A 14,328-nucleotide genomic window follows, 5' to 3' on the forward strand; every position below is an offset into this window, starting at 1 on the left:
TTCCGCCCTGCCATGCCGCTGTCTACCGAATCTCGTGATGCTGTTGTTGCTGCCACTCGTCATTGGCTGACACGGGCGGTGATTGGGCTCAATTTGTGCCCTTTTGCCAAGGCCGTGCATGTGAAGGGGCAGATTCGCTATGCCGTTAGTGAAGCTGTAGATATGGAAGAGGTTTTGATCGACCTCGAAAGCGAGCTTCAGGCGCTGGTGGCGGCCGATCCCGAGGCAGTGGACACCACTTTATTGATTTTTCCGCAGGCGCTCGGGGATTTTCTCGAATATAACGATTGCCTGTTTTTTGCTGACAGGATGCTCAAGCAGCTTCGACTTGAAGGGGTTTTGCAGATCGCAAGTTTTCACCCTCATTATCAGTTTGAAGGCAGCGAGCCGAATGATATTGAAAATTATACCAATCGGGCGCCGTATCCTATTTTGCATCTGCTTCGGGAAGATAGCATTGAACGGGCTGTTCGGGCTTTTCCTGATGCCGAAGATATTTATGAGCGGAATCAGGAGACCCTCAGAAAACTTGGCCTTGCAGGCTGGAATGAATTGATGGAACGCGGTGGGGAGTGATTGGTTTTCCCCCACATCAACTCAAGGAAAGGCGAACGCCGAAGGGGCACAAGAAATAGCTCCTGCCGGGAAATAATCCTTATACAAAAAACCTTTCCTTCAACGCCCCAATCCCAAGCGTCTCCATCACTTCATTAAGCCGTTCAGCAGGCCGCCGCCTCGGTAAATCCTTATACTGAGCAATAATGAGTTCATTCTTCATGGAATGCTCCCACCCGACGAGCTCGGTAACACTCACCTGATACCCATGAGCTTCCAGCTGTAAGCACCGCAAAACATTAGTAATCTGGCTCCCAAACTCCCGGGTATGCAAGGGATGCCGCCAGATCTCCGTCAAGGCATTCCCAAGCGATTTACTCTTGTTCTGCCGTAAAACGCCAGCCACTTCAGCCTGGCAACAAGGCACCACAACAATAAATTTGGCGCGCTTTTCCAAAGCAAACCGAATCGCGTCGTCAGTAGCTGTATTACACGCATGCAGCGCCGTCACGATATCGATCTCAGCGGGCAACCGCTCCGAAGTAATCGAATCAGCTACCGACAGGTTCAGGAACGACATCCCCGTGAAGCCAAGCCGGGCGGCCAGCTCCTCGGATCTCGTCACCAGATCCTCGCGCGTCTCAATGCCGTATATGTGCGAAGCCCCACCAGCGGCGCCCTGAAACTCCTTGAAGAAAAGGTCATACAGGATAAAACCTAGATAGGACTTGCCTGCGCCGTGGTCGACGAGCGTCACGGCGCCCTGCTTGTCTTTGATCTCTTTGAGCAGCGGCTCGATGAACTGGAACAGGTGGTAGACCTGCTTCAGCTTGCGGCGGCTGTCCTGATTCATCTTGCCGTCGCGCGTCAGGATATGAAGCTCCTTCAACAGTTCGACGGATTGGTTCGGACGGATTTCGTGGGTTTTGCTGGACATCGTGGGAACCGCCATCGATTGCAACGCGAACGTGCGACAGATGACGGAAAAAGTGAAAAATTGCTGCCAGTTTACCCAAAGCGCAGCCCGCTCACCTATGTCGCCGCGTAGACCGTACGAAAAACACCGCAACCTGGAACACTTCCTGCTCAACAGATCGTATGCGGAACGTCTCCAAAGCGGCGCAACACACCATGCGTGCCGGCTCGCCTGGCGGCCCAGGCCGGAACACGCATAACAACAGGCTGCCGGGCGTGGCGTCGATCACGCGAACCGAATGCATGGGGAGGACAGACCCGGAACACGGGCCGAACGTTACGTAACCGGCAGCGCGCCGCGATCTCAAACGGAAGCGCGCTCGGATAATAGAAGAGGCGGCAATGGATACGATACCCAACGGAAACGCCGAGCAGAAGTTTCAGGAAATGCTGGCCAAGCTCACTGCCACGCCCGCGTGGTCGGAGAAACAGCAACTCGAACTGGAGATGGCGCGCGATATCTCCACCGAAATGCTGCGTCTCGCCGAAGTCATGCGCGACGGCAGCGTCGACATGGAAACCTGCCTGACGATGCTCAAATACGCGAAAGTGCTCGACTTCGTCATGACGACGCTCGCTTCGCGCCGCGACATCAAACCGCAAACGCTGCGGGTCATTTTCAAGCTGGCCGGCCTCAAAGTGGACGAGGCTTACCCCGGCTGAATCCGCCACGCCGCGACGAAAGCGGGCGCTGCGCTGCCCGCTTTCGCCAGCCTGCATCCGGGTCCAGTTCTATCTGTGCTCGCAGAAAAACAGATCACCTGTGCGGCGCGTCGACCGGTGGCGTGCCTTCATGAAACAACGTCTTGAGCTGGGCGCGCAGTTCCGGCGAATCCGTATGTTTGTGAACCGTGACGGCGTGTTGCACAGCTGCGTCGAGCAATTCGTTGTCGGTGTCGGCGGACATGGCAACCGTACAATTCGTTTCGCTCGGGAATTCACGGCAGTCGATGTATTTGCGGGTCATGACAGTCTCCTTCATCTAAACAATAGCCCGCACGCAAACCATGTCGCGAGGCCACGATGCGGCGGCGGCAGCGTGGAGCGGCATGCAGGCATTGGGCAGATCTGGCGTGGGAAAGACGCGAACGGCGTCCGATAGAAGGTGTTTGAAAAGTATAGTTCGTGCATGCGAATTGGATAGAAACGCGCGCGAGTCCGGCGAATGCCGAAACGCCCGAATTCAGACATTTTCAGCCAGCCTGGCAGGCCGCCCGTTTGCCCGGACGTGCCAGCGGTGTGAAAATAGCGCCCTTCGCGCCGCCGGATCACCGCATCCGGCAAACGCGCCGCCTCTCCGCTCATCTGCAGGACCGCATGTCACCCTCCTTCGATTCCGCTCGCGTCGCCGTGATTGGCGGCGGCCCCGCCGGTCTGATGGCCGCCGAGGCACTGGCACAGCATGGCGTGCAGGTTGACGTCTACGACGCGATGCCGTCGGTTGGCCGCAAGTTCCTGATGGCGGGCAAAGGCGGCATGAACATCACGCACTCCGAGGCGCTCGAGCCGTTTCTCGACCGTTACGGCGCGCGCCGCCCGCAGATCGCGCCGCTACTCGAGGCCTTCGGGCCCGACGCGTTGCGTGCCTGGTTGCACAGGCTCGGCGTCGAGACCTTTGTCGGCAGTTCAGGCCGGGTTTTTCCGACCGATATGAAAGCAGCGCCGATGCTGCGTGCATGGCTGCATCGGTTGAGAGAAACCGGGGTGCGCTTTCATATGCGCCACAAGTGGCTCGGCTGGAGCGAACAGAGCAATCAGGCAGGCAGCCACGCCGCCCGCCACATCCTGCGCTTCGCGACGCCCGAAGGCGAACAAACTCTGGCTTGCGATGCCGTTGTCTTCGCGCTCGGCGGCGCAAGCTGGCCACGGCTCGGATCGGACGCCGCCTGGGTGCCGCTGATGAGTGCGCGCGAGGTGCCGGTGGCGCCCTTGCGCCCCGCGAACTGCGGCTTCGATGCCGGCTGGAGCCCCTATCTGCGCGAGCGCTTCGCGGGCCAGCCGCTGAAGCCGGTGGCCATCACGGTCACGGATATAGACAAAAAAGTCCACAATCGACAAGGTGAAATACTTTTGACCGAAACAGGCCTCGAAGGGAGCCTGATTTACGCATTGTCGGCAGCAATCCGGGAGCGGATTCTGGCCGACGGCGATGTCACGATCGCGCTGGATCTGGCGCCAGGCTTGACTTTGGAGCGTGTCATCGCGGAAGTCACGCGACCGCGCGGCTCGCGCTCGATGTCGAGTCATCTGCACGGCAGAATCGGCATTGGAGGCGTAAAACTCGCCTTGCTGCACGAGATTCTGTCGAAGGAAGCCTTCGCTGATACGAACCAGCTGGCTCATGCAATCAAGGCGCTGCCGGTGCGGCTCACGCGCGCGCGGCCGATCGAAGAAGCGATCAGCAGCGCCGGCGGGATTCCGTTCGAAGCGCTCGACGCGCATCTGATGATCGAGCGTCTGCCCGGCGCGTTCTGCGCGGGCGAGATGCTCGACTGGGAGGCGCCGACCGGCGGCTACCTGCTGACGGCCTGCTTCGCTAGCGGCCTGGTGGCGGGGCGCGGCGCACTGGCGTATCTCGAAGCACGCGGGGGGTCCGTGTAACACGCCGCGTTGTTTGCGGTTTGCGGTTTGCGGTTTGCGGTTTGCGGTTTGCGGTTTGCGGTTTGCGGTTTGCGGTTTGCGGTTTGCGGTTTGCGGTTTGCGGTTGGGGCGGCGCGGACGCCGCTCCGCGCCCCTCGTCTAGCGTGCCTTCAGCCGCCACAACGATGTCACTTCAGCCGCACGCGCGGTATGCAGCGCATCGGTTTCATCGGTCGATTTCGGATGCCGCGGACAAATATCCTCGCGGCCGGCCACCGTCAGCCCCGCCTTGTCGATCGCGGCGAGCAGCCATTCGCGTGTGCGCAGACCCAGATGCTCCGCGAAATCCGACATGATCAGCCAGCCTTCGCCGCCAGGCGACAGATGCTCCGCCAGACCGTTCAGGAAACCCAGCAACATGCGGCTGTCCGGATCGTAGACTGCATATTCGATCGGCGACGCGGGCCGCGCCGGCACCCACGGCGGATTGCAGATCACGAGCGGCGCGCGGCCTTCCGGAAACAGATTTGCCTGCACGACATCGACCTGCTGGTCGTAACCGAGACGCGTCAGGTTTTCGCGCGCACAAGCGAGCGCTCGCGGATCCTGATCCGTCGCGATGATTTTCTTCATGCCGCGTTTGGCGAGCAACGCGGCCAGCACGCCGGTGCCGGTGCCGATATCGAACGCCTTGTTCAGCGACGGCAACGGCGTGCCTGCGACCAGATCAACATATTCACCGCGCACCGGTGAAAACACGCCGTAGTGCGGATGAATGCGCTCGCCCAGCGCGGGAATGTCGACCCCCTTCTTGCGCCACTCGTGCGCGCCAATCAACCCGAGCAATTCGCGCAGCGACACGACCGACGGTTCATCGGCCGGTGGCCCATAGGTTTCGATGCAGGCCTGCTGCACGTCCGGCGCGCGGCGCAGCGGAATCGTGTACGCGGCGTCGAGCGGGATCAGGATCATGCCGAGCGTGCGGGCGCGTTGCGACTGCGCCTGACGATGCAGGTTGAACGCGTCGATCGGCGTTTCGCCCTGCTTGCGCGGCTTGCGTTCCAGCCGGCGCGTCACCGCTTGCAGCAGTTGGCGGGCGTTCTGAAAGTCGCCGTTCCAGAGCAGCGCGGTGCCTTCGCACGCGAGGCGGTAGGCGGAGTCGGCGGTGGTGCGGTCATCGGCAAGGACGACGCGCTTGGGCGGCGGCACCGCGGCCTCGGAGCGCCAACGCGCGGTGCGGGGGCCGTCGGCTTCGGGCCAGGTGATGGTTGCGGGGCTGGTCATGATGAGGTGGGAAGTGTTTTGCGGGAGTGACGCAGTGAAACCTCGCGTCGTCGGGGGCGTTGCCCGCCGGAGTGATCTTCTTGCGATGCCGACTGACGCCCGAATAGTACCTCTGTCGCCAAGGTTCGCGCTGCGGTATTCGTTCGTGGATGCCGCTGGAGACGCCGATGCTATTGGCCTTTCCGGCGTTCAAAGGGCGCTTCGTAGACTAAAAAGTCCAATATCGACAAGGTGAAAGAGATCTGAGCAAAACCGGCGTTTTTTGCCTCTGCGGAGTCTGGCCGGCTGCCCTGTCCCGAACTACGCTGCGGCCGCGGAGTGCATGGCCAGCAAGTCGCGCGCGGCGTTCCAGGCATCCGTTGCGGCGGTTTCCCGGCCGGAGATTTGCACCGCGAGCGTGGCGCCGTCGAGCAGCATCACGATCACCGGCGCCAATACTTTTGCCTGCTCGGCAGACACGATGTCGGCGGCCAGTTCCTCGATGAACTGCGTCAGCTCAGCCTTTTGTTCGACGGTAATGCCGTGGATGCAGCTGCCTTTGTCGGCGAATTCTGAAGCGGCGTGCACGAACATGCAGCCGGTGAACATCGCGCTTCTGAACCAGTCTTGATGCCATTCGAAGACACGTTCGAGACGGCCCAGCGGCGTATCCGCCTCGGCGACGAATGCCTTGAGCGACACCGCGCATTGCTCCTGACGCTGCCGCAGCACTGCAATGACGAGATCGGTTTTGGACGGGAAATGCCGGTACATGGTCATTTTCGCGACGCCCGATTCGGCAATGATCCAGTCCACGCCGACGGCATGGTAACCATGCTTGCTGAACAGAATCGTTGCGGTATCGAGAATCTGCTGACGCTTGTCGGACACGGCGGCCTTGTTTGTTGAATATCTGGGAAACGATTATACAAGCGCGCCCATTCGCTATTTGCAACAAGCGGTTTCAGTGGTAAGCGCTGTACAGGCAGGATGTTCTATATGGGTGTGGTGACGTGTGACTGGACTCGCAGCGTCGACGGAGGGCGCGGCTGGGCTCTTGATTGCGAACGAGTTCACCTCCTGTCTCTCGTCTACTACCTCGCGCACGCGGCCGAATAGCACGCCAAATCTATTCGACTGAGTCTCGGACATGAATCTCGTTCAATGCAAACAATTGCGCCGCAGTATAGGACTTCGTGTCGTTATTAGTAATCGATGCCGCTTGCCAGAACAAAAGCACGTTCGTTCACGCAAATCGCACAGTTACTTTCCAGCAAGACAATAGACAGACCCGTATAGCTCCGGTATAGTCGCTTCAGCTACGGGGATACACCGTTGCATGAAAGAACCTGAGAGAGTGGCACCGGCGCAATCACAGCTTCTAAAGCGTCAATTAAAAAAACCAACATTTCAGTTGCGGACGTATATCGCGTCCGCAACTCGTATTTTCCAGAATCGGCTCGTAGTTAGCTTAGTCAGCCGCATCCCAATCAAAACCATTAACGCCGCATTGCGCCGCATTATTGCTCGTGCGCTGAACGCGTCTAAACGCCGCTCAAAATAAAAAACGGGTTTCTGAAAATCTTCAGAAACCCGTTTCGTACTACTGGTGCCGGCTGCAGGACTCGAACCCGCCACCTCATGATTACAAGTCAAGCGCTCTACCTGATGAGCTAAGCCGGCATGAGGCCGTGATTTTACTTCATTTCACTATCTTAAGGCGAGCCCTTCCGCCACCTTTTGAACCATCGTCGTCAGGTTGCGGTCCGTCGGCGGCGCCATCCGCTTTAGCGGACGCCGTATCCGCCGCCGGCGACACAACGACCGCGCGCGGCACAGCCCCGCTCGGCGCGGCCGGCGACTCGATTTCGTCCGCCAGTTCCGCATCGGCGCCCGAATCCTGCGCCTCGCCGCCTGCCGACTCGACAGGGAACGCCATACCTTGCCCGTTTTCGCGCGCGTAGATCGCAAGAATATTGGCGACCGGCACTTCGATCTTGTGCGACTTTCCGGAGAAACGCGCGCTGAACTCGATCCATTCGTTGCCCATCTGCAACTGGCTGGTCGCCTCGAAGCTGATGTTCAACACGATTTCGTTGTCGCGCACGAACTGGCGCGGCACTCGCGTCTGATTGTCGACCCGCACCGCGATGTGCGGCGTGTAGCCGTTATCCGTACACCACTCGTAGAGCGCGCGCAACAGATAAGGCTTGGTGGAAGTCTCTTGCATCAACAGTCCTCTTACTGGGTGCGGGCGCGCGCAAAATCATACGCGCGCCGCCTCACCCCAAAGCCAAACTCAACGACGCATCACCTTTTCCGAAGGCGTCAGCGCTTCGATATAAGCCGGGCGGCTGAAAATGCGCTCGGCGTACTTCATCAGCGGTGCAGCGTTCTTCGACAGCTCGATACCGTAGTGATCCAGACGCCACAGCAGCGGCGCGATCGCCACGTCGAGCATCGAGAACTCTTCGCCGAGCATGTACTTGTTCTTCAGGAAGATCGGCGCGAGCTGCGTCAGGCGATCGCGGATCGCAAGGCGTGCCTTTTCGTGATTCTTCTCGGCGGCCTTGCCCTTTTCGTTTTCAAGCGTGCCGACGTGGACGAACAGTTCCTTTTCGAAGTTGAGCAGGAACAGTCGGGCGCGGGCGCGCTGAACCGGATCGGCCGGCATCAGTTGCGGGTGCGGGAAGCGCTCGTCGATGTACTCGTTGATGATGTTCGATTCGTACAGAATCAGGTCCCGTTCGACGAGAATCGGCACTTGACCATACGGATTCATCACCGCGATGTCTTCCGGCTTGTTAAACAGGTCGACGTCGCGGATCTCGAAGTCCATGCCCTTTTCGAACAACACCAGCCGGCAACGCTGGGAGAACGGGCAAGTTGTGCCGGAATACAGAACCATCATGTTTACGTTTCCTCAAAAAGCTGAAGGGCCAGCGCGCGGAAAAACCGTTCAGCAGGTTTTTCCTGACGCCGGCCCCACGCCGATGACGGCGTGATTATTTGATATGTTTCCAGTACGCGGCGTTCAATCGCCAGGCGAAAAAGCTCAGAATGCCGAGGAACAGCAGCACCCACACGCCAAGCTGTTTGCGGGTTTTCTGCGTCGGTTCGGACATCCATGACAGGTACGACACAAGGTCGGCCACAGCAGAATCATAATCTACCGGCGACATCGTCCCCGGCGTGACCTGTTGGTAGCCCACAAATTTGTGCACCGTTTCGCCTGTTTTTTCGTCGGTTGCGTCACCGAACTTCGCGGTACGTTGCCCCTGAAGCTGCCACAGCACGTGAGGCATGCTCACGTTTTCGTACACCAGATTGTTCCAGCCGGTCGGCCGCGTATCGTCGCGATAAAAGCTGCGCAGATACGTGTACAGCCAGTCTTTGCCGCGCGCTCGCGCTTCCACCGACAAATCCGGCGGACTCGCGCCGAACCACGCTTTCGCGTCTTCCGGGCGCATCGCCACGGTCATGGTATTGCCGACCTTGTCGGTGGTGAACAGCAGGTTCGACTGGATTGCGCCCGGCGTAATGCCGAGATCGGTCAGCCGGTTGTAGCGCATCAGGTTCGCGCTGTGGCAATTCAGGCAGTAGTTTACAAACAATTGCGCGCCGTGCTGCAAAGAAGCGAAATTCTCTGCGTTATCGGGCGCGCGGTCGAGAGGGAAATTCTCGTCCGCGCGCGCCGGGCCTGCGGCCAGCGCGAGCAGTGTCGCGCCGATCAGCGCACACGTCGAAAGCAGTTTTTTCATTTCGTGTTCTCCTGGCACGCGATTAGTGAGGCTTGAACCGCACCCGTTCGGGTGGCTGCTTGAACGTGCCAAGCCGCGTCCAGAACGGCATACCGAGGAAAAACGCGAAGTAGATCAACGCGCACACCTGCGCAATCAACGTCGAAGCCGGCGACGGCGGTTTAGTGCCGAGGAAGCCCAACGTCAGGAAAGCGAGCACGAAGATTCCGTAGAACACCTTGTGAAAAAACGGCCGGTAGCGAATCGACTTCACCGGCGAGCGATCGAGCCACGGCAGGAAGAACAGCGAGATCACCGCGCCGCCCATCACCACCACGCCCCAGAACTTCGATTCGGTGAACGCCATCGCCAGAAGGACCAGCACCGCGAGCACCGGCAAGCCGAGCTTCCACTTGCCCCGGGCGCGCACCAGCGCGACCAGGCCGAGCAGCGCGATGATGATCATCAGGACGATCTTGAACGGATCGGTGGTGGCGCGCAACATCGCATAAAATGCCGTGAAGTACCACACTGGCGCAATTTCCTGCGGCGTTTGCAGCGGATTGGCGGGAATGAAGTTGTTCGCTTCGAGGAAATACCCGCCCATCTCCGGCGCGAAAAAGATGATTACGGCGAAGACCAGCAAGAACACGCTGACGCCCATGAAATCGTGCACGGAGTAGTACGGATGAAACGGAATGCCGTCGATCGGAATGCCGTTCGCGTCCTTCTTCGCCTTGATCTCGATGCCGTCCGGATTGTTCGACCCCACCTCATGCAGCGCCACCACGTGAGCGATCACCAGCCCGATCAGCACCAGCGGAATCGCGATCACGTGAAACGCGAAGAAGCGGTTCAGCGTGACGTCCGAAACGACGTAATCGCCGCGAATCCACAGCGACAGATCCGGGCCGATGAACGGAATTGCCGAGAACAGGTTCACGATCACCTGCGCGCCCCAGAACGACATCTGGCCCCACGGCAGCAGGTAGCCGAAGAACGCCTCGGCCATCAGGCACAAAAAGATCGCGCAGCCGAAAATCCACACCAGTTCGCGCGGCTTGCGATACGAGCCGTACATCAGCCCGCGGAACATGTGCAGATACACGACCACGAAAAACATCGACGCGCCCGTGGAATGCATATAGCGAATCAGCCAGCCCCACGGCACCTCGCGCATGATGTACTCGACCGACGAGAACGCGAGCGTCGCGTCGGGCTTGTAGTCCATCGTGAGGAAGATGCCGGTGACGATCTGGTTGACCAGCACCAGCAGCGCCAGCGAGCCGAAGAAGTACCAGAAGTTGAAGTTCTTCGGCGCGTAGTACTCGGAGACGTGCTTCTTCCACGTCGACGTCATCGGAAAGCGCCGATCGATCCAGCCGGCCAGTCCGGTCGTCTCCACTTCGTGTTCGATCGCCATTTACGCTTCTCCTTTCTCGTCCTTGCCGATCACGAGGGTATTCGCCGAGGTGAACATGTAAGGCGGGACGTCCAGATTCTGCGGCGCAGGTTTGTTCTTGAAGACGCGGCCTGCCATGTCGTAGGTCGAGCCGTGGCACGGGCACAGAAAGCCGCCAGGCCAGTCGTCGGGAAGATTGGGCTGCGCGCCCTCCTGGAAGCGCGGCGTTGGCGTACAGCCCAGATGGGTGCACACGGCGACGGCGACGAAAAGGTTCTTGTGATCGGTCCGCGAACGGAATTCGTTGTCGCAGTACTCCGGCAACGGCATCGAAAAAGCATTCTTGGTGTGGGGATCCGCTACTTCGTTATCGGCTTTCTGGACATCGGCGAGCATCTTGTCGGTGCGGTTGATGATCCATACCGGCTTGCCGCGCCAGGCGACGGTCATCATGTCGCCGGGCTTGAGGTTACTGATGTCGACTTCGACCGGGGCGCCTGCCGCCTTGGCCTTTTCAGATGGTGCAAACGAACTAACAAAGGGTACGACAGTGGCAACGCCTCCAATGCCACCTGCTACGGTCGTCGCTATCAGCCAGGTACGGCGGCTGCCGTCGACGCGTTCATCTTCCTTGTCTCGCATCACACGCCCCACTTCTGAGTTGGATTTTTCCTTCACGTCGCTTCTACCGCCGCTAGTTTGCGCGAATGGAGTCGCCATTTACAAGGGCCGATTGCCAAAAACCGTGCGAAGCCATTGATATCTCAGGGTTTCTCCGTACGGATCGCAAACTTTTTTGCACCTCCTTTTAAGTGCTCCCTTCGTTATTCGTACCTTTTTCTTCTCTAATGCGGATTTCCAATTCAAACGGGATTAGGGATATCGATAAACAGGTGTTCGATATCGAACGACTCGGACAGATGCTTGCCGACCGCCTGCACGCCGAAACGCTCGGTGGCGTGATGGCCGGCCGCGAGGAACGCGACGCCGCTTTCCGCCGACGTGTGCATGACCGACTCCGACACTTCGCCGGTCAGATAGACGTCGGCGCCCGCGTCGATGGCGGCGTCGAACATGCCTTGCGCGGCGCCGGTGCACCAGCCGACGCGGCGCAGTTCGCGATCGGCGTCGCCGAACACGAGCGGCGTGCGGCCGAGCGTGTGCTCCACTTGCGCGGTGAAGTGCGCGAGCGTGATCGGCATCGGAAACGTGGCGAGCCAGCCGAGGTCGTTCTCGCCGAAGCGCGCGTCGCTGATCCAGCCCATCTTCGCGCCGATCTGCGCGTTATTGCCGAACTCGGGATGGTCGTCGAGCGGCAGGTGGTAGGCGAACAGGTTCAGGTCGTTGGCGAGCAGCAGCTTCAGGCGCGTGTATTTGCGGCCGGTGATCTGCGGCGCCTCGTTGCGCCAGAAGTAGCCGTGATGGACCAGCACGGCGTCCGCGCCCCAGTCCAGCGCGGCCTCCAGGAAGGCCACCGAAGCGGTCACGCCGGTCGCGAGCTTGTTGATCTTGCGCCGCCCTTCGACCTGCAGTCCATTGGGGCAATAGTCCTTGAAGCGCGCGGTTTCAAGGAGATTGTTCAAGTACAATTCAAGTTCGATCCGATCCATATAAACCTCTAGTCTTCAGATGCTTAGACGCTTTTGGCTGTTCTTTGCCCAAGCGGTGACCGTGCTGTTGGCGCTGATGTTCATCATCGCGACCCTCAAACCGCAGTGGCTCCAGCGTCAAGGGCAATTCGGCAAGCAACTTGCCGAACCGATCGTCGCGCTGCGGGAAGTGGCGCCGGGCATCGGCAGCGGCCCTGCACAGGCGTCTTATGCAGACGCCGCGCAAAAGGCCATGCCCGCCGTCGTCAACGTGTTCTCGAGCAAGGATGGCTCCCTGCCGCCGGATCCGCGCGCGAAAGATCCGCTGTTCCGCTACTTCTTCGGCGACAAGAACAAAGGCAAGCAGCAGGAGCAACCCGCAGCGAATCTCGGCTCGGGTGTGATAGTGAGTTCGGAAGGTTACATTCTAACGAACCAGCACGTAGTGGACGGCGCGGATCAGATCGAAATCGCCCTGGCCGATGGTCGCACCACCAATGCGAAGGTGATCGGCGTCGATCCGGAAACGGATCTGGCCGTGCTCAAGGTCAACATGACCAATCTGCCCACCATCACGCTCGGCCGCATGGACCAGACGCGCGTGGGCGACGTGGTGCTGGCGATCGGCAATCCGTTCGGCGTCGGCCAGACGGTGACGATGGGCATCGTCAGCGCGCTCGGGCGCAATCACCTCGGCATCAACACCTTCGAAAACTTCATTCAGACCGATGCGGCCATCAACCCGGGCAACTCGGGCGGCGCATTGGTCGACGTGAACGGCAATCTGCTCGGCATCAATACGGCGATCTATTCGCGCTCGGGCGGCTCGCTCGGCATCGGCTTCGCGATCCCCGTGTCGACGGCGCGCAGCGTGCTGGAGAGCATCATCACCACCGGTTCGGTGACGCGCGGCTGGATCGGCGTCGAGCCGCAGGACGTGACGCCGGAGATCGCCGAATCGTTCGGGCTGGAGCAGAAATCGGGGGCGATCGTCGCGGGCGTATTGAAGAACGGCCCCGCCGACCGCGCCGGCATCAGGCCCGGCGACATCCTGATGAGCGTGAATGGCCAGGACATCACCGACACTACACGTCTGTTGAATGTCATCGCGCAGATCAAGCCGGGCACGGCCGCGAAGGTTCATCTGGTGCGCAAGAGCCGTGAAATGGATCTGGACGTGACGATCGGCAAGCGCCCGCCGCCGCCGAAGCAACCGGCGGACAACAGCGGCGGCGATCAGCAGGACGACGACGGCGGTTAACACACGAGCGGGCAGCGCGAGCCGCAAGCGCACAGGCCGCACCGGCAAACCCCCAGACGGACATGGCAGCACTGCGGCCGTAAGACAAAAAAGGGCGGTCCATTGCGGACTGCCCTTTTGTTTGCAAAAACTGCGGTTTGCCGTGCTTCCGGCCAGCGCGTGAAACGCTACGTCAATTCGGCGGACTCGCGTCTTCGGCCGCCACCGGCTGCTTGCCGACAATCAACCGCGCCGCGATGATGCCCGCCTCGTACAGCACAATCAGCGGAATCGCCAGAATCAGCTGCGAGAACACATCTGGCGGCGTCACCACAGCCGACACCACAAACGCGCCGACGATCACGTACGGACGAATTTCCTTGAGCTTCTTGATGGTCAGCAAGTTCATGCGAACCAGCAGCACGACCACGATCGGCACCTCGAAGGTCACGCCAAACGCAATGAACATGGTCAGCACGAAACTCAGGTAATTGTTGATATCGGTGGTCATCTCCGCGCCGAGCGGCGCATTGTAGTGCGCCATCACGCGAAAGATGGTCGGAAACACCACGAAGTACGCGAACGCCATGCCGCACAGGAACAGCGTGTAGCTGCTGCCCACCAGCGGACCGACCAGCTTCTTCTCATGCTGATAAAGACCCGGCGCGACGAACGCCCAGATCTGGTACAGCACGATCGGCAGCGCGATCACGAAGGCGACCAGCATGGTCACCTTCATCGGCACGAAGAACGAACCGGTGACATCGGTGACGATCATCTTGCCGTCCTTCGGCAGGTTCATCATCAACGGTCGCGCGAGTAGCCGGAAGATGTCCGGCGCCCAGTACACGAGTCCGACAAACACCACGATGACGGCGAGGCCCGCTCGGATGATGCGGTCGCGTAGTTCAACGAGGTGGGAAATGAAGGTCTCTTCAGTGCCTTCGTCCTGGGTATGCTGGGGGTCGCTCACACCGGCCCTCG

The 14,328-nt window shown here is 59.9% G+C and carries 15 protein-coding genes and 1 tRNA gene; 4 read left to right on the forward strand and 12 right to left on the reverse strand.

Going from position 1 to position 14,328, the window contains the following annotated elements:
* The first annotated feature begins 12 nt into the window (after positions 1-12).
* Positions 13-576 carry a DUF1415 domain-containing protein gene (locus AC07WT_RS19105; RefSeq protein WP_492592219.1) on the forward strand — a complete coding sequence of 188 codons (564 nt, stop codon included), beginning with the start codon at positions 13-15 and terminating at the stop codon, positions 574-576.
* A 79-nt stretch (positions 577-655) separates the two neighbouring features.
* Here the strand turns inward: AC07WT_RS19105 and AC07WT_RS19110 are convergent, their stop codons facing one another.
* Positions 656-1,492, reverse strand: coding sequence for a class I SAM-dependent methyltransferase (locus AC07WT_RS19110; RefSeq protein ID WP_494948122.1), 837 nt, complete (start codon positions 1,490-1,492; stop codon positions 656-658).
* Between the two features lie 380 nt (positions 1,493-1,872).
* Here AC07WT_RS19110 and AC07WT_RS19115 point away from each other — a divergent pair, with 380 nt between their 5' ends.
* Positions 1,873-2,193, forward strand: a complete 321-nt coding sequence (locus AC07WT_RS19115) for a DNA-binding protein (RefSeq protein ID WP_492592218.1) — start codon at positions 1,873-1,875, stop codon at positions 2,191-2,193.
* A gap of 94 nt (positions 2,194-2,287) precedes the next feature.
* On the opposite strand, the gene AC07WT_RS19120 is transcribed toward AC07WT_RS19115, so the two are convergent.
* Positions 2,288-2,497, reverse strand: coding sequence for a DUF1059 domain-containing protein (locus AC07WT_RS19120; protein WP_494948123.1), 210 nt, complete (start codon positions 2,495-2,497; stop codon positions 2,288-2,290).
* Positions 2,498-2,847: 350 nt separating this feature from the next.
* Between AC07WT_RS19120 and AC07WT_RS19125 the strand changes: the two genes are divergently transcribed.
* Positions 2,848-4,131 (forward strand): TIGR03862 family flavoprotein, encoded by a 1,284-nt coding sequence (locus tag AC07WT_RS19125; RefSeq protein ID WP_492592216.1) that lies wholly within the window; start codon positions 2,848-2,850, stop codon positions 4,129-4,131.
* Positions 4,132-4,269: 138 nt separating this feature from the next.
* Here the strand turns inward: AC07WT_RS19125 and AC07WT_RS19130 are convergent, their stop codons facing one another.
* From AC07WT_RS19130 to AC07WT_RS19170, 9 genes are all read right to left on the reverse strand, one after another.
* Positions 4,270-5,394, reverse strand: a complete 1,125-nt coding sequence (locus tag AC07WT_RS19130; RefSeq protein ID WP_494948124.1) for a methyltransferase — start codon at positions 5,392-5,394, stop codon at positions 4,270-4,272.
* Between the two features lie 300 nt (positions 5,395-5,694).
* Complete coding sequence (locus AC07WT_RS19135) at positions 5,695-6,264, reverse strand: TetR/AcrR family transcriptional regulator (RefSeq protein ID WP_494948125.1); 570 nt, start codon at positions 6,262-6,264, stop codon at positions 5,695-5,697.
* A 716-nt stretch (positions 6,265-6,980) separates the two neighbouring features.
* Positions 6,981-7,056: transfer RNA gene (locus AC07WT_RS19140), tRNA-Thr, on the reverse strand.
* 19 nt (positions 7,057-7,075) lie between these two features.
* On the reverse strand, positions 7,076-7,603 hold the full coding sequence (locus AC07WT_RS19145) for a ClpXP protease specificity-enhancing factor (RefSeq protein WP_494948126.1): 528 nt from the start codon (positions 7,601-7,603) through the stop codon (positions 7,076-7,078).
* Between the two features lie 69 nt (positions 7,604-7,672).
* Positions 7,673-8,284, reverse strand: coding sequence for a glutathione S-transferase N-terminal domain-containing protein (locus AC07WT_RS19150; RefSeq protein ID WP_006052302.1), 612 nt, complete (start codon positions 8,282-8,284; stop codon positions 7,673-7,675).
* A 94-nt stretch (positions 8,285-8,378) separates the two neighbouring features.
* Positions 8,379-9,134 (reverse strand): cytochrome c1, encoded by a 756-nt coding sequence (locus AC07WT_RS19155; protein ID WP_492592212.1) that lies wholly within the window; start codon positions 9,132-9,134, stop codon positions 8,379-8,381.
* 22 nt (positions 9,135-9,156) lie between these two features.
* Complete coding sequence (locus tag AC07WT_RS19160; protein WP_494948127.1) at positions 9,157-10,536, reverse strand: cytochrome b; 1,380 nt, start codon at positions 10,534-10,536, stop codon at positions 9,157-9,159.
* Positions 10,537-11,157 carry a ubiquinol-cytochrome c reductase iron-sulfur subunit gene (petA, locus tag AC07WT_RS19165; RefSeq protein ID WP_492592267.1) on the reverse strand — a complete coding sequence of 207 codons (621 nt, stop codon included), beginning with the start codon at positions 11,155-11,157 and terminating at the stop codon, positions 10,537-10,539.
* Between the two features lie 221 nt (positions 11,158-11,378).
* Positions 11,379-12,125, reverse strand: a complete 747-nt coding sequence (locus tag AC07WT_RS19170; protein ID WP_492592210.1) for a Nif3-like dinuclear metal center hexameric protein — start codon at positions 12,123-12,125, stop codon at positions 11,379-11,381.
* 19 nt (positions 12,126-12,144) lie between these two features.
* On the opposite strand from AC07WT_RS19170, the gene AC07WT_RS19175 reads away from it, so the two are divergent.
* The gene (locus tag AC07WT_RS19175; RefSeq protein WP_492592209.1) at positions 12,145-13,365 is read left to right on the forward strand and encodes a Do family serine endopeptidase; all 1,221 of its coding nucleotides are present in this window, start codon (positions 12,145-12,147) and stop codon (positions 13,363-13,365) included.
* Between the two features lie 172 nt (positions 13,366-13,537).
* Here the strand turns inward: AC07WT_RS19175 and tatC are convergent, their stop codons facing one another.
* Positions 13,538-14,317, reverse strand: coding sequence for a twin-arginine translocase subunit TatC (gene tatC, locus AC07WT_RS19180; protein ID WP_492592208.1), 780 nt, complete (start codon positions 14,315-14,317; stop codon positions 13,538-13,540).
* Positions 14,318-14,328: the final 11 nt, after the last annotated feature.

The sequence above is a fragment of the Paraburkholderia sp. GW821-FHT02A12 genome (assembly GCF_059422005.1).